The 25789-nt window shown below is 50.5% G+C and carries 23 protein-coding genes and 1 riboswitch; of the genes, 5 read left to right on the top strand and 18 right to left on the bottom strand.

Going from position 1 to position 25789, the window contains the following annotated elements; all coding sequences use genetic code 11:
• The 14 genes from ACTHR2_RS05175 to glnA form a co-directional block, all read right to left on the bottom strand.
• On the bottom strand, positions 1-4532 hold a 4532-nt coding region (locus tag ACTHR2_RS05175), incomplete at its 3' end, for a collagen-flanked surface repeat-containing protein (protein WP_440375433.1).
• Positions 4533-5298: 766 nt separating this feature from the next.
• Entirely contained in the window at positions 5299-5427 is a 129-nt protein-coding gene (locus ACTHR2_RS05170; RefSeq protein ID WP_256388401.1) for a hypothetical protein, read from the bottom strand.
• A 200-nt stretch (positions 5428-5627) separates the two neighbouring features.
• Positions 5628-7208, bottom strand: a complete 1581-nt coding sequence (gene purH, locus ACTHR2_RS05165) for a bifunctional phosphoribosylaminoimidazolecarboxamide formyltransferase/IMP cyclohydrolase (RefSeq protein WP_440373067.1) — start codon at positions 7206-7208, stop codon at positions 5628-5630.
• Between the two features lie 162 nt (positions 7209-7370).
• Complete coding sequence (locus ACTHR2_RS05160) at positions 7371-8540, bottom strand: chloride channel protein (protein ID WP_440375438.1); 1170 nt, start codon at positions 8538-8540, stop codon at positions 7371-7373.
• 108 nt (positions 8541-8648) lie between these two features.
• On the bottom strand, positions 8649-9467 hold the full coding sequence (locus ACTHR2_RS05155) for a hypothetical protein (RefSeq protein ID WP_263340627.1): 819 nt from the start codon (positions 9465-9467) through the stop codon (positions 8649-8651).
• A 66-nt stretch (positions 9468-9533) separates the two neighbouring features.
• The gene (locus ACTHR2_RS05150) at positions 9534-10409 is read right to left on the bottom strand and encodes a DMT family transporter (RefSeq protein WP_263340624.1); all 876 of its coding nucleotides are present in this window, start codon (positions 10407-10409) and stop codon (positions 9534-9536) included.
• Between the two features lie 76 nt (positions 10410-10485).
• Positions 10486-11220: a glutamine amidotransferase-related protein gene (locus ACTHR2_RS05145; RefSeq protein ID WP_263340620.1), complete on the bottom strand. Its 735-nt coding sequence runs from the start codon at positions 11218-11220 to the stop codon at positions 10486-10488.
• 43 nt (positions 11221-11263) lie between these two features.
• Positions 11264-11503 carry a Fis family transcriptional regulator gene (locus ACTHR2_RS05140; RefSeq protein WP_003684241.1) on the bottom strand — a complete coding sequence of 80 codons (240 nt, stop codon included), beginning with the start codon at positions 11501-11503 and terminating at the stop codon, positions 11264-11266.
• Between the two features lie 127 nt (positions 11504-11630).
• Positions 11631-12152: a hypothetical protein gene (locus ACTHR2_RS05135; protein ID WP_263340617.1), complete on the bottom strand. Its 522-nt coding sequence runs from the start codon at positions 12150-12152 to the stop codon at positions 11631-11633.
• A 31-nt stretch (positions 12153-12183) separates the two neighbouring features.
• Positions 12184-12555, bottom strand: a complete 372-nt coding sequence (locus tag ACTHR2_RS05130; protein WP_263340614.1) for a toxin — start codon at positions 12553-12555, stop codon at positions 12184-12186.
• A 38-nt stretch (positions 12556-12593) separates the two neighbouring features.
• Positions 12594-13598 (bottom strand): tRNA dihydrouridine synthase DusB, encoded by a 1005-nt coding sequence (gene dusB, locus ACTHR2_RS05125; RefSeq protein WP_263340611.1) that lies wholly within the window; start codon positions 13596-13598, stop codon positions 12594-12596.
• A 131-nt stretch (positions 13599-13729) separates the two neighbouring features.
• Positions 13730-14380: a site-2 protease family protein gene (locus ACTHR2_RS05120; RefSeq protein WP_070608564.1), complete on the bottom strand. Its 651-nt coding sequence runs from the start codon at positions 14378-14380 to the stop codon at positions 13730-13732.
• 72 nt (positions 14381-14452) lie between these two features.
• Complete coding sequence (locus tag ACTHR2_RS05115; RefSeq protein WP_263340605.1) at positions 14453-14626, bottom strand: hypothetical protein; 174 nt, start codon at positions 14624-14626, stop codon at positions 14453-14455.
• Positions 14627-14772: 146 nt separating this feature from the next.
• The gene (gene glnA / locus ACTHR2_RS05110) at positions 14773-16191 is read right to left on the bottom strand and encodes a type I glutamate--ammonia ligase (protein WP_263340602.1); all 1419 of its coding nucleotides are present in this window, start codon (positions 16189-16191) and stop codon (positions 14773-14775) included.
• A gap of 197 nt (positions 16192-16388) precedes the next feature.
• Here glnA and aroE point away from each other — a divergent pair, with 197 nt between their 5' ends.
• Both aroE and mtgA read left to right on the top strand, forming a co-directional pair.
• Positions 16389-17198: a shikimate dehydrogenase gene (gene aroE, locus ACTHR2_RS05105; RefSeq protein ID WP_263340599.1), complete on the top strand. Its 810-nt coding sequence runs from the start codon at positions 16389-16391 to the stop codon at positions 17196-17198.
• Between the two features lie 2 nt (positions 17199-17200).
• Positions 17201-17902: a monofunctional biosynthetic peptidoglycan transglycosylase gene (gene mtgA / locus ACTHR2_RS05100; protein WP_003684244.1), complete on the top strand. Its 702-nt coding sequence runs from the start codon at positions 17201-17203 to the stop codon at positions 17900-17902.
• Positions 17903-17941: 39 nt separating this feature from the next.
• Here the strand turns inward: mtgA and pncB are convergent, their stop codons facing one another.
• Both pncB and ACTHR2_RS05090 read right to left on the bottom strand, forming a co-directional pair.
• Positions 17942-19162 (bottom strand): nicotinate phosphoribosyltransferase, encoded by a 1221-nt coding sequence (pncB, locus tag ACTHR2_RS05095; protein ID WP_070712162.1) that lies wholly within the window; start codon positions 19160-19162, stop codon positions 17942-17944.
• 92 nt (positions 19163-19254) lie between these two features.
• Positions 19255-20550, bottom strand: coding sequence for a M23 family metallopeptidase (locus tag ACTHR2_RS05090; RefSeq protein ID WP_003748435.1), 1296 nt, complete (start codon positions 20548-20550; stop codon positions 19255-19257).
• A 362-nt stretch (positions 20551-20912) separates the two neighbouring features.
• Between ACTHR2_RS05090 and ACTHR2_RS05085 the strand changes: the two genes are divergently transcribed.
• Complete coding sequence (locus ACTHR2_RS05085; RefSeq protein WP_440375432.1) at positions 20913-21893, top strand: hypothetical protein; 981 nt, start codon at positions 20913-20915, stop codon at positions 21891-21893.
• Between the two features lie 6 nt (positions 21894-21899).
• Here the strand turns inward: ACTHR2_RS05085 and rfaQ are convergent, their stop codons facing one another.
• A complete protein-coding gene (gene rfaQ / locus ACTHR2_RS05080; protein WP_440375431.1) occupies positions 21900-22982 on the bottom strand; it encodes a putative lipopolysaccharide heptosyltransferase III in 1083 nt (360 codons plus the stop codon).
• A gap of 147 nt (positions 22983-23129) precedes the next feature.
• Positions 23130-23174: riboswitch (PreQ1 riboswitch) on the top strand.
• Between the two features lie 3 nt (positions 23175-23177).
• Between rfaQ and queF the strand changes: the two genes are divergently transcribed.
• On the top strand, positions 23178-23651 hold the full coding sequence (gene queF, locus ACTHR2_RS05075) for a preQ(1) synthase (RefSeq protein WP_128581929.1): 474 nt from the start codon (positions 23178-23180) through the stop codon (positions 23649-23651).
• A 101-nt stretch (positions 23652-23752) separates the two neighbouring features.
• Positions 23753-24430, top strand: a complete 678-nt coding sequence (locus ACTHR2_RS05070) for a 7-cyano-7-deazaguanine/7-aminomethyl-7-deazaguanine transporter (protein WP_440375430.1) — start codon at positions 23753-23755, stop codon at positions 24428-24430.
• Between the two features lie 68 nt (positions 24431-24498).
• Here the strand turns inward: ACTHR2_RS05070 and ubiM are convergent, their stop codons facing one another.
• Positions 24499-25683, bottom strand: coding sequence for a 5-demethoxyubiquinol-8 5-hydroxylase UbiM (ubiM, locus tag ACTHR2_RS05065; RefSeq protein ID WP_070765666.1), 1185 nt, complete (start codon positions 25681-25683; stop codon positions 24499-24501).
• Between the last annotated feature and the right edge of the window lie 106 nt (positions 25684-25789).

Here is a 25789-nt window from a genome sequence, read left to right as displayed (position 1 = left end):
CCGTTACCGTCTTTGATGGTTACAGTGTGAGTACCGTTGCCGTTGTCTTTAACATCGGCTTCAGCGTTCTTACCGTCAGCACCGGTTGCACCAGTTGCGCCGGTATCGCCTTTGGCACCAGTTGCACCGTCTTTAATGATGGTAGTAGTGGTGTTACCGTTACCGTCTTTGATGGTTACAGTGTGAGTACCGTTGCCGTTGTCTTTAACATCGGCTTCAGCGTTCTTACCGTCTTTAATGATAGTAGTAGTGGTATTACCTTCGCCATCAGTGATAGTTACAGTGTGAGTACCATCGCCGTTGTCTTTAACGTCGGCTTTAGCATTCTTACCATCTACACCGTCTTTACCGTCTTTAACGATGGTAGTAGTGACTGAACCGGTCTCAAGATCAGTAATAGTGATTGTATGGGTACCGTCACCATTATCTACAACTTCACCTGTGATGCTGCCACCTTTTTCACCAGTGTCACCTTTTTCACCAGTGTCACCTTTATCGCCTTTGTCGCCTTTAGCGCCGGTTGCACCAGTGTCACCTTTGTCGCCTTTAGCGCCGGCTGCGCCAGTGTCACCTTTGTCGCCTTTAGCGCCGGCTGCGCCAGTAGCACCGTCTTTACCATCTTTACCGTTTTTACCGTCTTTTACGATGGTAGTAGTGACTGAGCCATCACCTAGATTAGTAATAGTGATGGTATGGGTACCGTCACCATTATCTACAACTTCACCTGTGATGCTGTCGCCTTTGTCGCCTTTAGCGCCGGCTGCACCAGTGTCACCTTTATCACCTTTGTCGCCTTTAGCGCCGGCTGCACCAGTATCACCTTTGTCGCCTTTAGCACCGGCTGCGCCAGTGTCACCTTTATCGCCTTTGTCGCCTTTAGCGCCGGCTGCACCAGTGTCACCTTTGTCGCCTTTAGCGCCGGATGCACCAGTGTCACCTTTGTCGCCTTTAGCGCCGGCTGCACCAGTATCACCTTTGTCGCCTTTAGCGCCAGCTGCACCAGTATCACCTTTGTCGCCTTTAGCGCCGGCTGCACCAGTGTCGCCTTTGTCGCCTTTGTCGCCTTTAGCGCCGGTTGCACCAGTGTCACCTTTTTCGCCAGTAGCACCGTCTTTAAGGATGGTAGTAGTGGTATTACCGTTACCGTCTTTGATGGTTACAGTGTGAGTACCGTTGCCGTTGTCTTTAACGTCGGCTTCAGCGTTCTTACCGTCTTTAACGATAGTAGTAGTGGTATTACCTTCGCCATCAGTGATGGTTACAGTGTGAGTACCATCGCCGTTGTCTTTAACGTCGGCTTTAGCATTCTTACCATCTACACCGTCTTTACCGTCTTTAACGATGGTAGTAGTGACTGTACCGGTCTCAAGATCAGTAATAGTGATTGTATGGGTACCGTCACCATTATCTACAACTTCACCTGTGATGCTGCCACCTTTTTCACCAGTGTCACCTTTTTCACCAGTGTCACCTTTAGCGCCGGCTGCACCAGTGTCACCTTTGTCGCCTTTGTCGCCTTTAGCGCCGGCTGCACCAGTGTCACCTTTATCGCCTTTGTCACCTTTAGCGCCGGCTGCACCAGTGTCACCTTTGTCGCCTTTAGCGCCGGCTGCACCAGTGTCACCTTTGTCGCCTTTAGCGCCAGCTGCACCAGTGTCACCTTTATCGCCTTTAGCGCCGGCTGCACCAGTGTCACCTTTATCGCCTTTGCCACCTTTAGCGCCGGCTGCACCAGTGTCACCTTTGTCGCCTTTAGCGCCGGCTGCACCAGTGTCACCTTTGTCGCCTTTAGCGCCAGCTGCACCAGTGTCACCTTTATCGCCTTTAGCGCCAGCTGCACCAGTGTCACCTTTGTCGCCTTTAGCGCCGGCTGCACCAGTATCACCTTTATCGCCTTTAGCGCCAGCTGCACCAGTGTCACCTTTATCGCCTTTGTCGCCTTTAGCGCCGGCTGCACCAGTGTCACCTTTATCGCCTTTAGCGCCGGCTGCACCAGTGTCACCTTTGTCGCCTTTGTCGCCTTTAGCGCCGGCTGCACCAGTATCACCTTTATCGCCTTTAGCGCCAGCTGCACCAGTGTCACCTTTATCGCCTTTAGCGCCAGCTGCACCAGTGTCACCTTTATCGCCTTTGTCGCCTTTAGCGCCGGCTGCGCCAGTGTCACCTTTGTCGCCTTTAGCGCCAGCTGCACCAGTGTCACCTTTAGCGCCAGCTGCACCAGTGTCACCTTTGTCGCCTTTAGCGCCAGCTGCACCAGTGTCACCTTTATCGCCTTTAGCGCCGGCTGCACCAGTGTCACCTTTATCGCCTTTGTCACCTTTAGCGCCGGCTGCGCCAGTGTCACCTTTATCGCCTTTGTCGCCTTTAGGGCCAGCAGGACCGGTATCGCCTTTTTCGCCTTTAGGACCAGTAGCGCCGGTAGCACCAGTAGAACCACCACCGATTACGCTCAGGGTGTACTCGTTAGTGCCGTTTGAGGTCATTGTCAAACCGTTACCAGCGATCAGTTTCAGAGTGTTATTGGCATTTGATTTAGGATCGTATTTGTAAGTACCTTCAGCTGGTGAGCTACCGCTGCCATTGTGGCCTGTGAATACAAACGGATTCAGGTTTTCGATGCGGTTTGCTACGGCAAACAATTGAGAGCCGTTGATTGCATCGGTAGAAGTTGAAGAGATACGACCTGCAGCAACGTTTTGAATTTGACGTTCGTTACCTGCAGAACCTACAGACAATACTGCGCCGTTATTCAAGCTGCTGGTTGCACCTGCGAAACCACCGTAAGTGTAATTGCCAACAGTAGCGCTGTTAGTAGGTGCGAATGCGCTGGTTGTAGAACCGTTACCCAGGGCTACGCTGTTTTCGATAGTAGATTTAGCTTCTGTGCCCAAAGCCAGAGTGTTTTTGGCTGTTGCTTGAGCACCATTACCCAGAGCAGTTGCATATTCACCGCCATTGGCTTTAGCACCACGGCCCAATGCGATGGCTTGTTCTGAAGTGGCTTGGCTTTGTACACCCAAAGCTACTGCGTATTTACCAGTTGCTTGAGCAGCAGGACCGAATGCAGAAGCAGAAATACCGTCGGCTACAGAACCGCGACCGATTGCTACGGCAGAACCTTTTTTAGCTTGAGCGTCGCCACCCAATGCTACCGCGCCGTTTGCCAGGGCTTGAGAACGTTGACCGATGGCAGTTGCTACGATACCGGTTGCTTGAGAGTCGGTACCAATCGCCATTGCAGAACCGGCATTATTCACCACGCCGTCACCATCAGAACCAGTTGAAGTACCATTGGCTGTCGCACCATAACCTACTGCAACGTCGGCAGCTTTTTGGGCATTTGATTTAGAACCTACTGCAATAGAGTTATTACCAGTGGCTTTAGCAGCAGTACCTGCTTTATTACCCAGAGTACCATCTGTCGCACCACCAATAGCCACAGAGTTAGTACCTACTGCTTGAGCAGATGCACCACCGGCAAATGAGCCCTCGCCATTAGCTTGAGACAATACGCCAATAGCGGTACCACGTGCAGCAGTTGATTCAGCATAAGCACCGATACCAATTGCATTATCGCCTCTAGAAGCTGTTTTTGTACCGATAGAAATGGAGTTATTGTTAGCCGCAGTAGCAGTTTGACCCACGGCAATAGAGTTAGACTCAGCAGCAGTAGCGTTAGAACCTACAGCAACTGCAGCTTCTTTATTGGCTTGCGCATATGGACCAACTGCAACTGTCAGATTACCTTCTGCTTTTGTATATGAACCAACGCCGACGGCTTGAATACCTGACGCATTTGCGCTAGTACCTGCTGCAATCGCGTGGTCTTGTTTTGCTACGCTATCTTTACCGACAGCAATAGCATTGGTCCAAGCACCGTGAGCGTTGTTACCAATAGCGATAGAATCTTGTTTTTCAGCGTTTGCATGCGTACCTACAGCAACTGCAGCAGCATTTGCATTGGAGTTATCACCAATAGCTGTTGCAAATTGTGCACCAGCATTTGCACGGTTACCAAAAGCACTTGCGGAGTCTTGAGTAGCAGTTGCACGGTTACCTACTGCAGTCGCACGAATTTGCGTTGCTTGGGCTACATTACCGATTGCAACAGAAGCTTCGCCACTTGCAACAGAGCTTACACCCATTGCAGTCGATGCGCCGCCGGTTGCGATATTGTTATTACCCACAGCCAATGCTGCGTTTGCAGTCGCAGTATTGTTAGCACCGTAAGCGATAGTGCCATCTTGGCTGCTGGCAGTATTTTGATAACCCACTACAACAGAGTTCACACCAACGTTTCTGTTAGAACCGTTGTAAGTGCCATCAGGAGTGATGTTTACTGCGCTACCTCCCAATCTTACATCGGCCTCTGCTCCGCTAGATGCCATCAAAGCACCTGCTGCAACCACTGCAGCAGCTACGGCTTTACGCTTGTCAGAAGCGGATTTTTTGCCGTGTGCATGGCTGATTTCGGAAACCGCGGTCCATGTCTGGGTCGCGTGGTTCCAAATGACTTTAAAGACTTTATTCATATCGATTTTCCTGTAAGGGGTTTGATTTCTTTTGGGACGTGTTGCTCGGCTGTAAACCGCCTGTCCACACATTTGCCGCATTTCAGAGTCTCCCCTTTATGCGGTTTCATGCCGTAATCTCCTGTATGCAATTCCCGTGCCAAAAGTCTCCACTCGGCCGAATAGCAGCTAAAAGCCTGTTTTATGGGATTTTATGCTGATACATTTTGGGAAGCTTGTGAAGTTTGGGAAACGATGTGCCGTTTTTTGTCAGCTTGTTTCTTAACAAGTCACTTTTTGTCAGCTTCTTTCAATGCATTCGGAATCCTTGTCCAAATTTTATATGCGTTTGGTTTCGTAAATCAACTCTTCCGATAAAGTGTTACTTTTTCGGCCTCAACGGTCATGCCCGTTAAATTTACTTGTTGCTTTTTTTAAACGGCTTTTCTAGCTATTTGATTTTACTTTTTTATTCTCAAACAATAATGATTACTGAATAATATATGATTTAAATAGTTTCTTTGGTGATAGATTTAAATATGGGCTTTTATTTAGAGAATTAATGAAATTTGTATTGAAGATCGGCTTGAAACGTGTAACGGGTTTGTATTGCCTGTTTTCAGACGGCCTTTTACGTTTCCTAACATATAAATAGTGAACAAATGATACGAATTTATGCGCTATTAAGCCGATGGACGGCGTTAAAAAGGCAAGTGTAAAACTTGCCTTTACGTTTGGGATTTGTTTGTTCTCTATTGTAGAAAACTATGTTGTTTTTCAGACGGCCTTACCAACGGAATGTTTGGGTCACGCCTGCGGAGGCGCCGTTGTTGCCGGCATAGCCGTAGCCGCCGGTGTGGCTGGAGGCGCAGGCGGTGAGTGTGGCGAGGGTAAGAATGAGGAGGATGTGTTTCATGTTTTTTCTCTGAGTGGGTTGGTTTTAGGGTTGTGTGGCGTCGTGTTGCTGCATTAATCGGGCTGGCTGGAACTTGGTTGTTTTGTCCTGATTTGCAGTTAGTCCGCTAAATTGTTTGATGATTGAAGAAGGCCGTCTGAAAATGGGTTTCATGATATTGAAACTTTGTTTTCAGACGGCCTTTATTTTATATCAGCTTATTAGTGGCGGAAATGGCGGATGCCGGTTATAACCATGGCGATGCCGTGTTCGTCCGCTGCGTCAAAGACTTCTTGGTCGCGCATGGAGCCTGCCGGATGGATGATGGCTTTGATGCCCTGCTCGGCAATGACATCTACGCCATCGCGGAATGGGAAGAAGGCATCGGAAGCGGCACATGCGCCGTTGAGGTCGAGATTGGCATCTTGAGCTTTGCGGGCGGCGATGCGGGTGCTGTCCACGCGGCTCATTTGGCCTGCGCCGATGCCGTAGGTTTGGCCGCCTTTGCCGAAGACGATGGCGTTGGATTTGACGTATTTTGCGACGTTCCAAACAAACATCAGGTCGTTCCATTCTTGCTCGGTCGGTTGGCGTTTGGAGACGACTTTCAAATCGGCGCGGTTGAGGCGGTGGATGTCGGGGGTTTGTACCAATAGTCCGCCGCCGACACGTTTGAGTTCAAAGCGGTTGGCACCTGCCTCAAGCGGCACTTCCAATACGCGCACGTTTTTCTTGGCAGCGGCGATTTCGAGGGCTTCGGCGGTGAACTTCGGCGCCATGAGGACTTCCATAAATTGGTTGTCGGTAATTTGTTTGACGGTTTCGCCGTCCACTTCGCGGTTGAAGGCGATGATGCCGCCGAATGCGCTGGTGGTATCGGTAGCGTAGGCGAGTTTGTAGGCATCCAGGGTATTGGAGGCGATGGCTACGCCGCACGGATTGGCATGTTTCACAATCACGCAGGCCGGTGAGTCAAAGGATTTGACGGCTTCCCATGCGGCATCGGCATCGGCGATGTTGTTGTACGACAATTCTTTGCCTTGCAGCTGTTTGTAGGCGGAAAGGCTGCCTGCGGCTGGGTAAATATCGCGGTAGAACGCGGCGCGTTGGTGCGGGTTTTCGCCGTAGCGCATGTCTTGCACTTTAATCCAGCTTTGGTTGAACTGGCTTGGAAATTCGCCGATTTGGGGCTGGCCGCTCAAGACGTCGTCTGAAAGCGAGGTCAGGTAGTTGGAAATCATGCCGTCGTATTGGGCGGTATGGCTGAATGCTTTGCGTGAAAGGTTGAAACGGGTTTTGTCGCTCAATGCGCCGTTGTTGGCTTCGAGTTCGGCGGCGATAACGGGGAAATCGGCTGTGTCGGTAACGATGGCGACGTGTTTCCAGTTTTTCGCGGCAGAGCGCACCATGGTCGGGCCGCCGATGTCGATGTTTTCAATCGCGTCTTCCAGTGTGCAGTTTGGTTTGGCGATGGTAGCGGCGAAGGGGTAGAGGTTGACGCACACGAGGTCGATGTTGCCGATGCTGTGTTCTTCCATCTTGGCGACGTGTTCATCTAAATCGCGACGGCCGAGGATGCCGCCGTGGATTTTCGGATGCAGGGTTTTCACGCGGCCGTCGAGCATTTCGGGGAAGCCGGTATAGTCGGCAACTTCGATAACGGGGACGCCTGCATCAGCCAAGAGCTTTGCTGTACCGCCGGTAGAGAGGATTTCAACACCGAGCTTGGTCAGGGTTTGTGCAAATTCGACTGCGCCTGTCTTGTCGGATAGGCTGATCAGGGCGCGTTTGATGGAAGACATGGGATTTCCTTTGTTGAAGGTTTAATCAGTATGGGATGAATTTTCAGGGCGGTATTATCCGCTATTTTCGCCTTTTTGGCAGTAGGTTTTTATAGATATTGTTGACAATTTTATTGCAAAAGGTCGTCTGAAACTTGGTTTCAGACGGCCTGATGCTTTTGACTATTTAAATCCCATTTTCTTTGCTACCCATACTGCGCCTGTCATGCCTGCACATAATGGCATGAGTAAGGCAACGGGGGCGTAGGTGAGTTCTAAAACAAAGACGATGGCCGTCAGTGGCATTTTGAGGGAAACGCCAAGGAAAACGGCGGCGCCGACAACGGCCGCGCTTTCGGAGGACATTTCTGGGAAAACGCTGTTCCACGCGGCGGCAGCTGTAAAGGCAATGGTACTGCCGAGCATCATGGACGGGGTAATCAGGCCGCCGTATGCGCCGACGGCAAGTGCCATCAAGACGACCAGCCATTTGACGGCGGTCAGCTCAAGGCTGTGTTGCCAGTCGGTCAAGCCGCCAAAAGTCAGTTGGTTGCCTGCTTTGCCGTTGCCCAAAATTTCGGGAAACCAAACGGCAATCACGCCGATGAGTGCAAACATACAGACGGCCAAAGGAATGATTTTGATATTGTTGCGCTTGATGAAGGGGAACTTTTGGGCGGTGCGCTGGAAAAAGACGGCGGTTACGCCCAGTATCGGGCCGATGATGGCGGAAAACCAAAGTAATGAGGTGTTGATGGAAAGGTTGGCCGGATGATATTGCTGCACGTCGCCCAGGCCGATGCGCGCGACGGCGGTGGCGATGACGGAAGTCAGCAATGCGGCGGCGACGGCTTGCTGCGTCCATACGCCCAGCATGGCTTCGAGGATAAAAAGTGTGGAGGCGAGCGGCACGTTATACACAGCCGCCAAACCTGCACCCGAGGCGCAAGCGATGACCAGCCTTGTGTCGTCTTCGCTCAACCCGAAACGGTTGACGCCTACTGAAGCAAAGGCGGCGGTCATTTCGCGCGGTGCAACTTCGCGGCCGAGCGGCGAGCCAAGCCCGACGGTAATGATTTGCAACAGTGCATGGCTGACGGTTTCAAAAAACGGAAAACCGGCGAGCGGATTTTTAACCACGGCTTTAATACTCGGTTGCGGCCTGCCGTAGCGTTTGAGCAACCACCACCCCAAGCCGACCACCGCGCCGCAAAAGGTCATCACGCCGATACGTCGCTCCGGACTTGCCTGCGCTACGCCCTCTCGGAATGAAACGTATAGGCCGTCTGAACCGTAACCGTAGGCAAGATGTTGAATCGTGTGCATGATTTCGGTTAATACAATGCCGACCATGCCGCCGATAATGCCGGTAATGATGAGGGCGGCCCAGAGTTTATGAGTGTCTTTCACGGGATTTGACTTGAGGTAGTAGTGGTTTGATAAAAGCGTTTTTCAAGGAAACTATTGTCCGCCTAAGGGATAGTTTTTGGGGGCAACGTGGGTTTTGCCGTTATAAGGGAAAATATATTTCTGATTTTTATAATTTTTCTTTCCTGATACGCCGCTGAGTTTTGCAGCCAACGCCCATACGCCGGATACGGCAGGACGGCTTTTGTCAAAAGCAATTTTGGCTTCCATGCTGACAAACGTGTCTTCGCAGAGGCGTTTTTCGCGCCCTTTATATTCATCGCAATTGCCGTAATATGCGCCGTTATCGTTACCGCTGATCATGACACTGTTGCGGATTCGGTTACTATCATCGGTAAACAGGAAGTTTTGCGAAGTCATCGTGTCGCCTTGGCCTGTATAACTTGATTCGGCAACATAGCCCCAGTTTTGTGCGCCCACCTGAACAAACTTCCATTCCTTATTCTCCGGTGGCTCGCCCCATGCGCCGATTTTATCTTTTCCGTGCTGTTTGATTGCCCACTTGCCGTCTGCTTTCTCCAAAACAAACAATTCTGCCAGACCGGAAGAAGCATGGGCATCCTGTTTTACTTTTTGTTCCATATCGTAGGCAAAACCTGTGTACAACACATAGCGCGCGGCTTTGCCGTTGCGTGTTACGGTATGGTCGGCGACAGGTTTCATGCAATACATGATATTGTCAGATGCTGTCTCACTGTCTTTCGGCGGCTCGGTAAGCTGGCATTTGTGCGCGGCAAGCGGTCGGTTGTAATACTTGGCAATGACGGCCTGTACGGCGGCTTTGTCGTTATCGGGTGCTGCCGACGCCAAAACGGGGCAGGCAAGCAAAAGCAGGGAGATAATGCGTTTCATAGAAATTTTCCCAAAATGTTTTATTGAAAAAAGATACTGCTTACTTCAGGCCGTCTGAAACTGTTTTCAGACGGCCTTTTTGTGTTTGTTGCTGACACGTGCCAGCATACCGGCGACAAAAGTGGACGCAATAACGACGGTAATGCCCATCGCAGACATAGCGCTTAAATGTTCGCCCAAAATTAACACCGCCATGATAACGCCGATGACAGGCTCAAGCGAAATCAGTAGGCCGGAGACGTTGGCAGGGACTTTGTTCATGCCTTTGTTCCACAACAGATAGGCAAGCCAACTGCAACCGATCCCCATATATAAAATCGACAGCGTACCGCCCCATGACCAGTTGATTTGATAACTGTCTGCCAACACCAGCGAAAACGGCAGACACAACACCGCCGCCACCGACATGGAAGCCGCGGTAAATGCGGGCGCACCGATACGGGCAACCATCTGCTGGCTCGGACGTATCACGCCTGCAAAACCCAATCCCGCAAGCAAAATCAGCAGACAGCCGAACCAGTCAATCGTACCGCCCTCTTCCGCGCCGCCCATTACCATCATGCCCACGCCGGCAAACGCCGCCGCACCGCAAATCCAGTGGTAAATTTTCGCTTTGTCGTTGAAAAAGAAATGACCAACAAAAACCACCAGCAAGGGTTCCAGCCCGACCATGGTAACCGCGCTGGCGGCAGATGTATATTTCAAACCGATAAACTGAAGCATCAAAACGACAACGTAGTTGACAAAGGAAATCCACAACAACGGCTTCCACTCGCTCCGCGGAATCCTACCCAAATGGCGACGGCACGACGGCAGCACCATCAATGCGGCAATCAACAACCGTGCCTCAACCATCAGCGCAGGGTCGATCATCTCGTAAGAATACTTGGCAGCGATAAAAGAGCTGCCCCAAATCAGCAGGGCAAGTATTTGATAGAACATGGTCCGACCTTTTAAAAAGGGTTAATCGTTTCTTCTCTATATTTATTATTCAGACGGCCTGTAGGGTTGGCCTTTTTTATTTTGACTGCGTCAGCGAATCCAAAAAGTCGAAGAGTTTGGCATTCATTTCACTGAAATCCGCCGCTTCGATTTTATCCGGATGCTGGACATAAGTTTGGGCTTGGCTTTGTTCGGCCACATTTTCGCGTCCGTCCGCCGCAATCAGCAGCCCGACGGCTTCACGGTCAAACTCCAAATGAGCCTGGAAGGCATAATGTTTGGGCGCAAAACGGATAATCTGGCGCGGACAGCCTTTGCTGGTTGCCAACACAACCGCCTTATCCGTCAAACCGGGCATATCGCCGTGCCAATGGCCGGTATTCAGGGTTTTGCCCAACAGGGAAACATGGGCATCCGCCAAACCTTCCGCCGTCAGCTCAATCGGATAAATGCCGATTTCACGCTCAGGGCTGCGTGTGTGGCGCGCGCCGTAGGCAACGGATAAAAGCTGCGCACCCAAACACACGCCGACAATATATTTATCCGCCGCCATCGCCTGACGCATCAGGCGCAGCTCGGATTCGGGGTCGTAATACGGGAATGCCTGCCTGTCTTCATCAGGCGATTGCGGCCCGCCCATCACAATCAAAAAATCTATATCGTCCACATTGTCAGGCAGGGTTTCCCTTTCGTACACTTTGGTTGTACTGATGTTATGTCCGCGCCATTGCGCCCATTTCAAATATGCTCCCGGCACTTCAAATGCCTCGTGCAAGATGAAATGGATATTTAATTTATTCGGATTTTGCATTGTTATTTCTCCTTCGACCGTCAGGACGGATTGCCCTGCCGTATTACAGCATACCGTGCTGTTGTAATTTTTTACGCAGGGTATTGCGGTTCAAACCCAAAATAACGGCCGCTTTAGACTGGTTGCCGCCGCATTGCTCCATCACGCAGGCAAGCATTGGCTTTTCCACTTGATGTAATACCATATCATACACGCCGCAAGGTTCCGTACCATCCAAGTCTTTGAAGTATTGTCGTAAGTTTTGTTCAATACATTGCGCAATGTCAGTCGTCGTTTGATTCATCGTGATTGTCTTTCTTTAGATTTGTTTTTAAATGATGAGGCCGTCTGAACATTCAGACGACGTTTATTTGATTTGATTGAATTTACCCTATCCGATTTATATTTATTTTTGATTAGCTATCAATATCTTATTTTGAAATAGATTTCTGTAATTTACTGTCCCAAAACGCCTGCCACACGCCATTTTCTTGAGCCAGATAAATAACAAATTCATTATTGACATGATCGGCAACGTAATGGATGGAATACGGTTTTTCTTCACAATTGACTATCCAAACATGAAATTGCCGCACCTTTTTCCAAGATTGGCGGTTATATCCTATTTCTTGATAAGCTCTAGGAATAGGCGATTGATCCTCTTTTTCCAAAGATGCTTGAACCTGATTATCCCATGCGTTCAAATTCTGCAGGATTTCCATGTATTGAGCTTCATTTCCTGAAGCAAAATACAGCAGGATATTATGTGCACTCTCACTTAACTCCAGCTCAACCGTATTGCCTTGTTCGTCATAATGTCCATCATCATTGACCAGACGACGAGCAGCATCGGCCAATTCCTGTTCCCAATCCACATGTTCGAAACGATTGCGTGGAAACATGGAATCAGCTTGATGCTTTGTAGAAAATAAACGTTTAATCAACTGAAACATAGGGTTTCCTGAAACCATCTCCTCACACAACCTACTCCTCAAAGCAAGTAATCTTGCCAACCTTTTCTCCGTCAGGTTCGATTTCTGCTACATGAGTTCCATCTTTATTACTCCAAAAGAAACGCCCATTCTCCTCATACCAAGGCTTGCCCAGAACATACCAAGCCTTATCCAAACTATCACCGGGACGGATGGTTTCGCATGTTGCTTTATCCTTACCTGCACTCAGCATACAAGCATCATGTTGACGACAATCAGGATTCATGCACCTGCCCTTGTCTTCATTCCAATAGCGATCCATTAATTTACAGGCTATCAGATTGTAGTCATAAACATAAATACCAAATCCTGTCAGCAACAGTGCGGCTATGCCGAAGCGTTTGAACCGTGAGGTCAATTTCATATTTACTTCCCAAAAAGAAAAAGGCCGTCTGAAACCCTTTAGCCTTCCCGATAGTGGCATACCCAGCGGTCGGTTTTCTCTGAAAGCGTCTCAAGATAGGCGGCAAGGGTATCGTATTGTGCTGAGGCACTGTCCAAGCGGTTGATTTCCCGGCGTGTTTGTTCGCCGTCGGGCATTTCATCGATATACCAGCCGATGTGTTTGCGGGCGATGCGTACGCCGGCGACTTCGCCATAAAATTCATGCATGGCGCGGATGTGGTTCAAAATGGTGGTATTGCATTCTGCCAAGCTCAAGGCCGGCGGCAAAACGCCGTGTTCGGCATAATGTTTTAAATCACGGAAAAGCCACGGTCTGCCTTGTGCGCCGCGCCCTATCATGATGCCGTCGGCAGCGGTTTGTTTGAGGACGGCGGCTGCTTTTTGCGGCGAAGTGATATCGCCGTTGACCCAAACGGGGATGTTCAGACGGCCTTTAGTTTCGGCAATCAGTTCGTAACGCGCTTCGCCTTTGTACATCTGCGTGCGTGTACGTCCGTGTATGGCAAGGGCAGCGATGCCTGATTCTTCGGCGATTTTGGCAATAGTCGGCAAGTTTTGATGTTCATCGTGCCAGCCCAAACGGGTTTTGAGGGTAACGGGTACGTCCACCGCATTTACAACGGCTTTCAAGATTTCGGCAACCAACGGCTCGTTTTGCATCAATGCGCTGCCCGCCTGCACATTACAGACTTTTTTGGCCGGACAGCCCATGTTTATATCAATCACCTGAGCGCCCAAGCCGACGTTATACCGCGCGGCTTCCGCCATCTGCTGCGGATCGCTGCCGGCAATCTGCACGGCCACCACTCTGCCCTCGCCTTCAAAATCGCTGCGGCGCAAGGTTTTTTTGGTATGGCGCAAGCTCGGATCGCTGGTCAGCATTTCGCATACCACCCACCCTGCGCCAAACTCGCGGCAAATCAGGCGGAACGGTTTGTCCGTAATGCCTGCCATGGGGGCAAGTGCGATGGGGTTGTCAATGAAATAGCCGCCGATGTGCATGATGTGTGCGCCAAATTGAAAGGGCTGAAATTGTACAATTTTTAAGCAACTTTTCCAATCGTATTTACATGTTGCACAATGAAAAAGGCCGTCTGAACCTGAGTTTCAGACGGCCTTTTCAGCCAAAACATTTAAATAAACAGCATGACAACCATCTGCACTGCGGCCTGAATCATGGCGATAATCGGCCAAATCAGTTTGGCCAGCAGGCCGGTAAACAACAGGATCAGGATAATCCATGTGCCGTATGGCTCGATTTTACGGAACTGCATGGACTGTTTGGCGTTGAGAAAGGTATCGATAAAAATACCACCGTCCCAAGGCAAAATCGGAATCAGGCTGAATGCGACCCAAATCGAGTTCACCATCACGCCGTAACCGGCCATCTGCGCCAAGGGTGCTTGATAAGACTCAGGTACATACGCAGCAAGTACGACGACAAAACCCCAAAAGAACGCCAAAATCAGATTGGCAATCGGGCCTGAAATCGACACCCAACGCCACGCGCGGCGTGGATCACGGAAATTACGCGAATCGATGGGCATAGGACGCGCCCAACCAAACAGAAAACTGCCTATCATCAGACACACCAACGGCACGACAATCGTACCGACAGGGTCGATGTGCGGCAGCGGATTGAGGGTCAAACGCCCAAGCTGCTCGCCGGTATGGTCGCCCCAATACCGCGCCGTATAACCGCGTGCCACTTCGCGCACGGTAATGGCCAACAACACGGGCAATACTGCCAGCAGAAATACGCCTAAATCAAAATTTGCAAACATGGTTTTCCTTATCAAACATGCCGTCTGAAAACAAAAAATATCCTTAAATATCCTTTCAGACGGCCCGAGGCTTTAATCTTCTTCTGTCTTATCCGAATCGAAAGACTCTTTCAGCTCTTCGCTCTTCCCAAGTAATGCCTTTACCTTGCGGATTAAATTTGAAGACTGGTTCACTATAAAGTAATGGCGAATATCTTTAATAAAAGGCCTGTCATGCTGAAATTTAACACGCAGTACCGATTCCATAAAGGTTTTCAAACGGTATGATTCATTGCTTCTCGCTATCATACCTGATTCAATTACCCTATCTATTTCAAGCCTAAAGGCCGTCTGAAACTTCAAATCCAGTTTCAGACGGCCTTTGATTTACTATTTAAAATGCCTCAGCTGTTTTACAGGCTGTAATACATTTCAAATTCCAGCGGATGTGGCGCCATGCGGATACGGCGGACATCTTCCTCTTTAAAGGCGATGTAGCTGTCGATCCAGTCTTTGCTGAATACGCCGCCGCGCAGGAGGAATTCGTGGTCGGCTTTGAGGGCGGCCAGTGCTTCTTCCAAAGAAGCGCAAACGGTCGGCACCAATGCATCTTCTTCCGGCGGCAGATCGTAGAGGTTTTTATCGGCAGGGTCGCCCGGATGGATTTTGTTTTGAATACCGTCCAAACCGGCCATCAACAAAGCGGCAAATGCCAAGTATGGGTTGGCGGTCGGATCAGGGAAACGCGCTTCGATGCGGCGTGCTTTGCTGCTGTTCACAGACGGAATACGGATGGAAGCGGAACGGTTTTTGGCAGAGTATGCCAATTTGGTCGGCGCTTCAAAGTGCGGCACGAGGCGTTTGTAAGAATTGGTGGACGGATTGGTAATCGCGTTCAGGGCTTTGGCGTGTTTGATGATACCGCCGATGTAATAAAGGGCGGTATCGGACAAACCGGCATAGCCGTCGCCTGAGAACAGGTTTTGACCGTCTTTCCAAATGGATTGGTGAACGTGCATACCGCTGCCGTTGTCGCCCATGATGGGTTTAGGCATGAAGGTGGCGGTTTTGCCGAAGTTATGGGCAACGTTTTGAATCACGTATTTCATGTCTTGGGTTTGGTCGGCACGTTTAACCAAAGTGGAGAAACGGGTACCGATTTCCATTTGGCTGCCGGTACCGACTTCGGCGTGATGAACTTCCACTTCGATGCCGAGTTCTTCCAAAACATTGACCATGGCGGAACGCAGATCTTGACCGCAATCAATCGGCGCAACAGGTGCGTAACCGCCTTTAACGGTAGGACGGTGGCCGGTGTTTTGACCATCCATGTGCAGGCCACTTGACCATGCGCCGCTTTCGGAAGTGATTTCGTAACGGGTTTTGTGCATGTCGGTTTCAAATTCTACGCCGTCAAAAACGAAGAATTCAGGCTCGGGACCGAAATAGGCGGTGTCGCCGATACCGGAAGATTTCAAATAGGCTTCGGCGCGGCGTGCGATAGAGCGGGGGTCGCGGTCATAGCCTTGGCCGTCGGCCGGATCGATAACGTCGCAGGTAAAGACAACGGTGGTATCGTCGTAGAAAGGATCAACGAAGGCCGTAGACGCATCGGGGCGCAACTGCATATCTGAAGCCTGAATACCTTTCCAACCGCCAATGGACGAACCGTCAAACGCTTGACCGTTTTCGAACCATTCTTCGGGATCGTCGAGGACGATGCGGGCAGGTACGGTAAAGTGGTGCTGCTTGCCTTTGGTATCGGTAAAGCGCAAATCTACGAAGCGGGCTTCGCTTTCTTCAATCAGTTTTACAGCGTCTTTGATGGACATCTTCAGCTCCTGAGGGAATGGGTTTAAGTTGTTATTCTACCACGGTAAGGCCGTCTGAAATACATCAGGGCACCCGTTTTTACGCAATGAAATATAGTTTCAGACCGTTTAATTGTCAACAATTTTACATTACGCTTTCTTAACATAAAGACCGCTATAATAAGCACTCTTTTCTTTTGTTTTCTCAGACCCGTTTTATGAACAACACTCCGCGTTACGCCGTTTTCGGCAACCCCGTTGCACACAGTAAATCGCCGCAAATCCATCAGCAATTTGCGCTGCAGGAAGGCGCGGCCATCGAATATGGGCGCATTTGTGCCGAAATCGGCGGTTTTGCCGAGGCTGTTGCGGCGTTTCGCGCCGAGGGTGGGCAAGGTGCGAATGTAACCGTCCCATTCAAGCAGGAAGCTTTTGCGCTGGCAGACGAGCATTCCGACCGCGCTTTGGCTGCCGGCGCGGTCAATACGCTGGTGTGGCTTGAAGACGGTAGAATACGCGGCGACAACACTGACGGTATCGGCTTGACCAACGACATCACACAGGTCAAAAACATTGCCATCGAAGGCAAAACCATTTTGCTTTTGGGCGCAGGCGGCGCGGTACGCGGCGTGATTCCAGTGTTGAAAGAACACCGCCCTGCCCGTATCGTCATTACCAACCGTACTCATGCCAAAGCCGAGGAATTGGCGCAACTTTTCGGCATTGAAGCCATCCCAATGGCGGATTTGAACGGCGGTTTTGATATCATCATCAACGGCACGTCCGGCAGCTTGAGCGGTCAGCTTCCTGCCGTCAGCCCTGAAATTTTCCGCAACTGCCGCCTTGCCTACGATATGGTTTACGGCGACGCGGCGCAGGCGTTTTTGAACTTTGCCCAAAACAACGGTGCGGCCGAAGTTTCAGACGGCCTGGGCATGCTGGTCGGTCAGGCTGCCGCTTCTTACCATATTTGGCGCGGATTTACGCCCGATATCCGCCCCGTTATCGAATACATGAAAGCCTTGTAACCATGTTCCGCATCATCAAATGGCTGATTGCCCTGCCCATCGGCATCTTCATTTTCTTCAACGCTTATGTGTACGGCAACATCATTACCTACCGCGCCGTCGCGCCCAGCAAAACCGCCTTCATGTCCATGCGCATGAGCCAGTTTGCAAAAGAAGGCCGCGATGTCGAGCTGGATTACCGCTGGGTGCCTTACGACCAAATCTCCGTCAACCTCAAAAAAGCCCTGATTGCGTCCGAAGACGCCAACTTTGCCGAACACAGCGGCTTTGACTGGAACGGCATCAAATACGCCATGAAACGCAATAAGCAAAGCGGCGAAGTCAAAGCCGGCGGTTCGACCATCAGCCAACAACTGGCGAAAAACCTGTTTCTCAACGAAAGCCGCAGCTATATCCGCAAAGGCGAAGAAGCGGCGATTACGGCGATGATGGAAGCCGTTACCGACAAAGACCGCATTTTTGAGCTGTATCTAAACTCAATCGAATGGCACTACGGCGTATTCGGCGCGGAAGCGGCATCCCAGTATTTCTACAAGAAACCTGCCTCTGCCCTCACCCGCCAACAAGCCGCCAAACTCACGGCGCGCGTTCCGGCTCCGCTGTTTTACGCAGACCATCCTAAGAGCAAACGGATGCACAACAAAACCAATATCATCCTGCGCCGCATGGGTTCGGCAGAATTGCCCGAAAGCGATATGGATTAATTAAAAAGGCCGTCTGAACATTTCAGACGGCCTTTGTTTTTAGGCTTTCTCTTCCGGCTCCGGTACGTCAAACACTTGGCGCAGGTAAGCGAGGAAGGTGTTGTTGGTGGTCATGGTTTTGCCCGGAGAGTCGGAGAGCTTGGCGACGGATTGTCCGTTACACTCGACGAGTTTCAAAACAATGTTCAAAGGCGTATGTCCCAAGTCGTTGGTCAGATTGGTACCGATACCGAAACTGGTTTTGAAACGGTCTTTGAAGTATTGGTGCAACGCCCATGAACGCTCAATATCGAGGCCGTCTGAAAAGGTCAGCATTTTGGTGCGACTGTCGATTTTGAGTTTTTTGTAATGCTCGTAGGCTTTGTCGCCCCAAACATAAGGATCGCCGCTGTCGTGGCGCAGGCCGTCGAAGAGTTTGGCGAAGTACAGGTCGAAATCACGCAAGAAGGCATCCATGCCGACCACGTCGGTCAGAGCGATGCCGAGGTCGCCGCGGTATTCATGCACCCAGCTTTCCAGCGCGGCTTTTTGGAAATTGCGCAAACGTACGTCCAAGGCCTGGAAGGCTTGGAGGAACTCGTGCGCCATGGTGCCGATGGGTGTGATACCGAGTTTTTTGGCCAGATAAACGTTGCTGGTACCGCGCACGATGTCGGGAGCAGCTTCCAATAAGGTACGGATAACGTGTTCCTGCCATGCAAGGGTGTAGCGGCGGCGCGTACCGAAATCGGAAATAAGGAACGGCGGATCATTCGGATTTTGTGTAGCCGCAATTTCCTTCAGCTGTTGCGCTTTGGCCTGCAAACGGCGCTCGCCTTCTTCAATGACGGCAGGCGTTTCCAAGCGGCGGAAATAGAGTTCGTTGACGATGGCAAGAATGAAAATCTCGAAGAACATCGCCTGTATCATCGGGCCTTCGATGCGGATGTTCAGACGGCCTTGATCGTCAGGGCTGACTTGGACGAAGCGGCGTTGGAGTTGGAAAAGTTCGAGATAATCGACAAAGTCGCTTTTGATAAAGCGCAGGCTGCGCAGATAGTCGAGTTCGTCATGGGTAAAGCGCAGCTGACACAGGGCGTCGAGCTCGCGTTCCAAGTCTTCTTGAATATCGGCCAGCGGATACACCATCTCTTTGTTGCGGCAGCGGAATTCGTAAAGGCTGTGTGTTTGCGGGAATTGGTGTAACACGACTTGCAGCATGGTGAATTTGTACAGGTCGGTATCAAGCAGGGATTGGATAATGGGCTGATGAGCAGACATAAGCTTTCTCTGAGTAAACGTGGGCGTCGAGGTATCGATTTTAATGGAAAAGGCCGTCTGAAAGAAACCTTATTCAGACGGCCTTTATCTTATTAATCCAGCTGAGCTACGGAAACCGGCAAAGAGCGGATGGTAGACAACATCGTGCTGGCATCTTTTTGCTGTTTGCGGAACGCGGCCATATTGGTCGGGGTCAATTTCGGCGTCGGCAGGGCGACGGTAGTCGGGTTGACCGGCTGGCCGTTGACGCGTGCTTCGTAGTGCAGGTGCGGACCGGTAGAACGGCCGGTTGTACCCACAAAACCAATCACTTCGCCGGCACGGACTCTGCCGTCGGCAGGGCTGAACGCGCTCATGTGGCCGTACAGGGTTTCCACGCCGTTGGCATGGCGAATCATCACGGTATTGCCGTAACCGCCTTTCCAACCTTTGAAAATCACTTCGCCGTCGGCAGCGGCCTTAATCGGCGTACCGGTCGGAGCGGCATAGTCGATACCGGTGTGCATACGGACGGTATGCAAAACCGGATGGACACGGTAACCGAACGGGGAAGAAATGCGCGTGTATGCAACAGGCTCGGTATTAAAGCCTTCTTTTTGTTGCAGCGACTTACCGTTTTGATCGTAGTAGCTGCCGCTTTCTTCGTCGCCTTTGCCTTGGCTGTAATAATAGGCTTGGTAGGTTTTGCCGTCTTTGACCACCTCAGCCGCCAAAATATCGCCGACGGCCATTTGTTGGCCGCGGAAATACATGCTGTTGTACAAAAGGCGTACGGTATCGCCTTCTTTCAAATCACTCATATTGAACGAGTCGGCAAAGATTTCTTTGAGCTGGATATACACTTCGGAAGGGATTTCGGCACGGAGCATATCGCCGATGGCGGAAGTGCGGATTTGCACGGAGCGCAGGGTCGGCATGGTTTTCATGTCGATTTCGGCATTGGAGATGCGCCATTTGCCCTTAACTTTTTCCAAAGCCACCAAGTTGCGTTCCAATTCTTCATCGGTAAAGAATTGAACGTCGGTCACTTGGCCTGAAGAATCGATGCGGATGTTGACGGATTGGTTGGTCCGCAGGTTTTTCATGTCGAGGTTGGCATTGTTTTTCGCCATGATTTGCTTGATGTCTTCTTGGTTGACACCCATGCGCGTCAAAACGTCTGCCAAAGAGTCGCCGGCTTGGACGGCTTCTTGCGCCCAATAGCTGGATTGATAGGTATTGGTTTCCACATAAACGGCAGGCAGCTCTTCGGAAATACGCTCGACTTTGAAATCGGTTTGTGCAGGTTGAGGGTCGGTAATGGCGTATGCGGTCATGATGCCTGAAGCCGGCAGCAGAAACGCTAAGAGGGTTGCTTTGAATCGAGTGGAATATTTGTTTTTAATCACGCGTTATCCTTAATGGGGCGGTCTGTTTTTTAGGTTTGCAGAATGCCGGCACATCCGGCCTGCTGCGACCGCCTGCTGGTTTAAACAGTTTTGGGGATAAAGGACTTTGAGTCTTTTTTCCGATCTGAAAATCAGGTTTTCATTCGGAATGAATGAGGTCGTGTTTGAGATTGACGTTATTATCAGGGCTATTGTGTTGATTTACACCCTGTTTTTCTGAAATTTACGCCACGCATTTTAGCATGACAGCCCGTTTTTTCCAAACCGGCCGTCTGAACGGCCCTTTTTGAGTACGTGAGGGCAAGGTTCCGAAACGCATCATTTGTCGCGTAAAATAACGGTTTTTCTATCTATTTGCGCTTATGAAGCTGACCCTCGCCCTCCCCTCGCTCAACCGCTTTGCCGACGAATCCGTCCCTGCGCTTGCCTTACCTGCTTTTAACCGTCTTTTGCGTTACGGCACATTACGCAAAGAAACACTCAGGCCGTCTGAATTTTACGGCCGCCATTTGTGGAACGGCAGCCTCATTGCCCAAGTGCAACGTTTACGCCACACAAGCCAAAAACGCACAGCCGCTTTTGCCTCTCCGGTTTGGCAACAGATGGGCATGCATCATGTCAACATTATCAGCGGCGAGTTTATCGGCATCCAAAAAGAGGAGGCTCAACGGTTATGTGCGGATTTGTCGGCGTTTTATCAAGATAAAGATTGGCAATTCGAGCCGCTTTGCGAAAGCATGTGGCTGCTCAGTATGCCGAAGATTGAAGATTGGGGCGCGGAATGTGTTTTGGATGTGTGCGGGCAGCCGGAAATGGACGGTCAGGCACACGGCCAAGATGCGGTGTCTTGGTTGGCCATGCAGACGGAAATCCAAATGTTTTTCCACACGCATCCGATTAATCAGGCGCGTGAACAACAAGGATTGCCGGAAATCAACGGTTTGTGGCTGTGGAATGATGCGGACGGTACACAGTCTGCGGATATCATCGCTTCAGACAGCGCATGGGCGCGTTTTTCGGATACGCCCAAACTCGATGCGCCGTATGATTTGAAGGCTTGGTTTGAGATGGTTCAAGAAACAGGCAACACGGTTTCAGACGGCCTTATCTTTTTGGACGACTTGGTTTCCACCTTACAGACAGGCGATGTTTGGGCATACAAAGATATTTTGGAAAGCTGGGAAACCCGTTGGTTTGCGCCTTTATGGAACGCTCTTGATTCAGGCCGTCTGAAAGCAGTGTGCATTGCCACAGACGGCGAAAACGGCGGCACGCTGGAAATCGGCCGCCGTTCCAAATGGGCATTTTGGCGCAAAGCCAAAACGTTTAACGGATCGTGGTAAGCGGTTTTAAGCCTCCAACGCCTCCAATTTGGCCGAAATTTTATCCCACACATCCTGCAACGGAATCGCTTTCAACAGACGGGTCGGATCGTTGGTATCGATGCTGTCGGGGTTAGGCAGTTCTGCATAATCGCCGGCATAAATAACTTCGGCCTGCTCGGAATACGGACGCCATTTGTCCACCCATGACGCGCCAAACAAAGCGATTTGCGGTTTATCCAAAGCAGCGGCGATGTGCATCGGTGTGGAATCGACACCGATAAACAGTTTGGCGCCCTCAATGGCCGCCGCCAATTCACGCATGCTCAAGCATCCGGACAACACCCAAACTTTTCCGCCTTCCGGAATATTCAGACGGCCTATAATTTCCTGAAGCATGTATTGCTCGACATTGTCGGGGGAAGCGGTCAATACGACATTCTGCCCGCTGTTGAGCAGAAGCTGTACGATAGCGGCGTTTTTGCCGTCTTCCCAACATTTGAAATGCCAACGCGCACCCGGGTGCATCAACACATAATCTTCGCCGCTCCAACCCTGCTCACGCAATTTCTGCCGCATGCTTTCCCTTGCATCTTGCGCCACCCAAAGGCGTACCTTCGCATCGGCCACGTCTTCCGGCTGGATAAGCGGCGCGAGGATATTCAACTGGTTTTCAACGATATGATGGCTGGGATCCAGCTCATGGTTGATAAAATCATGACAGAAACGCCACCAGAAACCATCACGCTTGATGCAGTCCAAACCCACGCTGCAACGGGCGCACAGTTTGGCGATTATTGCCGCGCACCATTGGTCGGACAGATTGAAAGCCCAGTCGTAATCGCGTGCCTTCAGCTTTGAAAAAAGGTTTTTTTCACACGCCAACTGCTTGAATATACCCAGTTTCTTCCAATTTCGATCAATGGTAAAAATCTGCGCAATCTGCGGATTATCGGCAATCAGCTGCCCCGTACCGGCATACACCAGCATATCGATTTCGCAATCGGGGAAACGGGTTTTCAGCGCATCGACCACCGGCGTGCTCAAAAGCACATCGCCATGATGGCGCAATTTGATGATCAGGATGCGTTTGGGTTGGGATAAAGACATACGAAACTTTCAGACGGCCTGTTGATTGGCTGCTATTGTAAAGCGGAAAACAGGTTTCATAAAATACAAAACAGGCCGTCTGAAAGCTATCCTGCTGATTCATCGCTATAAAATCCGCACAAGCCATGCAATTTATATTACAATCCGCACCCCGTGGTTCGAAAACCTCCCACATTAAAAAACTAAGGAAACCTCATGTCCCGCAACAACGAAGAGCTGCAAGGCATCTCCCTTTTGGGCAACCAGAAAACCCAATACCCGAGCGAATACGCGCCTGAAATTTTGGAAGCGTTCGACAACAAACACCCCGACAACGACTATTTCGTCAAATTCGTCTGCCCCGAGTTCACCAGCCTCTGCCCGATGACCGGCCAGCCCGACTTTGCCACCATCTACATCCGCTACATCCCCCATATCAAAATGGTGGAAAGCAAATCCCTGAAACTCTATCTCTTCAGCTTCCGCAACCACGGCGACTTCCATGAAGACTGCGTCAACATCATCATGAAAGACCTCATCGCCCTGATGGATCCGAAATACATCGAAGTATTCGGCGAATTCACACCGCGCGGCGGCATCGCCATTCATCCGTTTGCCAACTACGGCAAAGCAGGCACAGAGTTTGAAACTTTGGCACGCAAACGCCTGTTTGAACACGACGCACAATAATCCCGTTCAGACGGCCTAACCGCCCTTTTTATTGCGAGACTTTATTTATTGCACAGTCTCGTAAGGCTTCATGCCGTCTGAAAAACTTCCGAAAGATTCCCATGTACGAATTTACTGCCGCACAGCAGAAGAAAGCGCTCTTCTGGCTGGTGCTTTTCCATATTTTTATTATTGCCGCCAGCAACTATCTGGTGCAGTTCCCCTTTCAAATTTTCGGTATCTTTACCACTTGGGGCGCATTTTCCTTCCCCTTTATCTTCCTCGCTACCGACCTGACCGTGCGCATTTTCGGCGCTCCGTTGGCGAGACGGATTATTTTTTGGGTGATGTTCCCCGCCCTGCTGCTCTCTTACGTCTTCTCCGTCCTCTTTCATGACGGCAACTGGACAGGCTGGGCATCTTTAGCCGACTTTAACATCTTCGTCGGCCGCATCGCATTGGCCAGCTTTTCCGCCTATGCGCTTGGGCAAATCCTCGATATTTTCGTGTTCAACAGATTACGCCGTCTGAAATCATGGTGGGCTGCCCCTACTGCTTCCACCGTTGTCGGCAACGCTTTGGACACGCTGGTGTTTTTTGCCGTTGCCTTTTACGCGAGCAACGATGAATTTATGGCGGCAAATTGGCAGGGCATCGCATTTGTCGATTATCTGTTCAAACTCGCCATCTGCACCCTCTTCTTCCTGCCTGCCTACGGCATCGTATTGAGCATTTTGACCAAAAAACTGACTTCGTTAAACGTCCGTCAAGAAATGCCCGAATCGGTTTTAGCCGAATAAGCAATAGATAAAAAACAAGGCCGTCTGAAACTGTAATCGTTCAGACGGCCTTTTATGTTTTCAAATGATTAACCGGTCAATTGCTTGGTAATCAGTTTTTTCAGCGGCGGGAAGTTATTGCTTGCACGCAATACCAAACCGCGCAGCAGTTTCGCCGGAGCAGTTTCATTGGTAAAGAGTTTCAGCAGCATATTGGTGCCGTGGTAAATCGGATGGGCGTGAAGCATATGCTTGGTACTGTATTTTTCCAGCAGGCTCTTCGCACCAATATCCTGACCGCGTTGCTCGGCTTCGAGAACCAATTTGGCCAAAAGATCGGCACTTGCCAGACCCAAGTTGAAACCGTGCGCAGTAACCGGATGCATACCGACCGCGGCATCGCCGATCAACGCGCTGCGTTTGCCGTAGAAACGTTGGGCAATCATACCGACCAAAGGATAATTGTGAATGGTGCTGACCAATTCCATATCACCCAAACGGCCTTTGAGTTGCTCTTTCACGCTGGCTGCCAATTCTTCCGGCGACATGTTTTTAATCGTTTCGGCTTTATCGCTGTCCACCGTAATCACCGTATTGGTCAAATGCTCTTCCAAAGGCAGCAACGCAATGGTGCGGCCGTAGTGGAAGCATTCATATGCGGTATGCAGGTTGGACAGAGTATGCTTCATGCGGCACACAAACATGGTGCGGCTGTAATCGTGCATATCTGAAGAAATGCCCAATTGACGGCGCGTTTGCGAGAAGCGGCTATCGGCGGCCAACAACAGACGACCGGTCAATACTTCGCCGCTTTCCAAAATAACTTGCGCCTCATCGTCAAAAGTTTTGACTTCTTTAACATTGGTGCCGGTCAGAATTTTCACGTTGTCCAATTTGGACACGACTTCATAAGCGGCTTTGCGGATGTTGTGATTGGAGATCAAATAGCCCAAGCAGTCCGCTGGCTCACCGCGCGCCTGAGTCGGTTGCGGGAAGTGGAGCTGGTAATCGGAATGGCCGTTCAACACTTTGGCATCGCGCAAAGGATAAATTTCGTCTTTTGGAATCAAATCCCACATACCCAATCGCTGCATGATTTCACGCGACAAGTGCGTCAATGCGATTTCACGGCCGTCATACGGCGGATTTTGCAACACTTCTAAAGGACTTCTTTCAATCAGGGTTATGTTCAAACCGCTTCCGGCCAACTCTGCGGCAAAACTTAATCCGGCAGGGCCTGCGCCGACAACGAGAATATCACTGTGTAAGCTCATGGGAGGAATTCCTTGTATTCAACTGATACGGATTTTTTCAGACGGCCTTAAGTTTACTGTGTTTAGCTACATGAGGGTAAATCAAAGGCATTTGATAGATTATATA

It is taken from the genome of Neisseria sp. P0006.S004 (genome assembly GCF_051963015.1).
Classification (GTDB): Bacteria; Pseudomonadota; Gammaproteobacteria; order Burkholderiales; family Neisseriaceae; genus Neisseria.
The sequence above is the reverse complement of the archived record's forward strand: the minus strand, read 5'-3'. Positions and strand labels throughout refer to the sequence as shown.

Coding starts and splice junctions, on each gene's coding strand:
- ACTHR2_RS05170 (WP_256388401.1), bottom strand. CDS start 5,427: ATGAAACACATCCTCCTCATTCTTACCCTCGCCACACTCACCGCCTGC.
- purH (WP_440373067.1), bottom strand. CDS start 7,208: ATGTCTTCCATCAAACGCGCCCTGATCAGCCTATCCGACAAGACAGGC.
- ACTHR2_RS05160 (WP_440375438.1), bottom strand. CDS start 8,540: ATGGTCGGCATTGTATTAACCGAAATCATGCACACGATTCAACATCTT.
- ACTHR2_RS05155 (WP_263340627.1), bottom strand. CDS start 9,467: ATGAAACGCATTATCTCCCTGCTTTTGCTTGCCTGCCCCGTTTTGGCG.
- ACTHR2_RS05150 (WP_263340624.1), bottom strand. CDS start 10,409: ATGTTCTATCAAATACTTGCCCTGCTGATTTGGGGCAGCTCTTTTATC.
- ACTHR2_RS05145 (WP_263340620.1), bottom strand. CDS start 11,220: ATGCAAAATCCGAATAAATTAAATATCCATTTCATCTTGCACGAGGCA.
- ACTHR2_RS05140 (WP_003684241.1), bottom strand. CDS start 11,503: ATGAATCAAACGACGACTGACATTGCGCAATGTATTGAACAAAACTTA.
- ACTHR2_RS05135 (WP_263340617.1), bottom strand. CDS start 12,152: ATGTTTCAGTTGATTAAACGTTTATTTTCTACAAAGCATCAAGCTGAT.
- ACTHR2_RS05130 (WP_263340614.1), bottom strand. CDS start 12,555: ATGAAATTGACCTCACGGTTCAAACGCTTCGGCATAGCCGCACTGTTG.
- dusB (WP_263340611.1), bottom strand. CDS start 13,598: ATGCACATCGGCGGCTATTTCATTGACAACCCCATCGCACTTGCCCCC.
- ACTHR2_RS05120 (WP_070608564.1), bottom strand. CDS start 14,380: ATGTTTGCAAATTTTGATTTAGGCGTATTTCTGCTGGCAGTATTGCCC.
- ACTHR2_RS05115 (WP_263340605.1), bottom strand. CDS start 14,626: ATGGAATCGGTACTGCGTGTTAAATTTCAGCATGACAGGCCTTTTATT.
- glnA (WP_263340602.1), bottom strand. CDS start 16,191: ATGTCCATCAAAGACGCTGTAAAACTGATTGAAGAAAGCGAAGCCCGC.
- aroE (WP_263340599.1), top strand. CDS start 16,389: ATGAACAACACTCCGCGTTACGCCGTTTTCGGCAACCCCGTTGCACAC.
- mtgA (WP_003684244.1), top strand. CDS start 17,201: ATGTTCCGCATCATCAAATGGCTGATTGCCCTGCCCATCGGCATCTTC.
- pncB (WP_070712162.1), bottom strand. CDS start 19,162: ATGTCTGCTCATCAGCCCATTATCCAATCCCTGCTTGATACCGACCTG.
- ACTHR2_RS05085 (WP_440375432.1), top strand. CDS start 20,913: ATGAAGCTGACCCTCGCCCTCCCCTCGCTCAACCGCTTTGCCGACGAA.
- rfaQ (WP_440375431.1), bottom strand. CDS start 22,982: ATGTCTTTATCCCAACCCAAACGCATCCTGATCATCAAATTGCGCCAT.
- queF (WP_128581929.1), top strand. CDS start 23,178: ATGTCCCGCAACAACGAAGAGCTGCAAGGCATCTCCCTTTTGGGCAAC.
- ACTHR2_RS05070 (WP_440375430.1), top strand. CDS start 23,753: ATGTACGAATTTACTGCCGCACAGCAGAAGAAAGCGCTCTTCTGGCTG.
- ubiM (WP_070765666.1), bottom strand. CDS start 25,683: ATGAGCTTACACAGTGATATTCTCGTTGTCGGCGCAGGCCCTGCCGGA.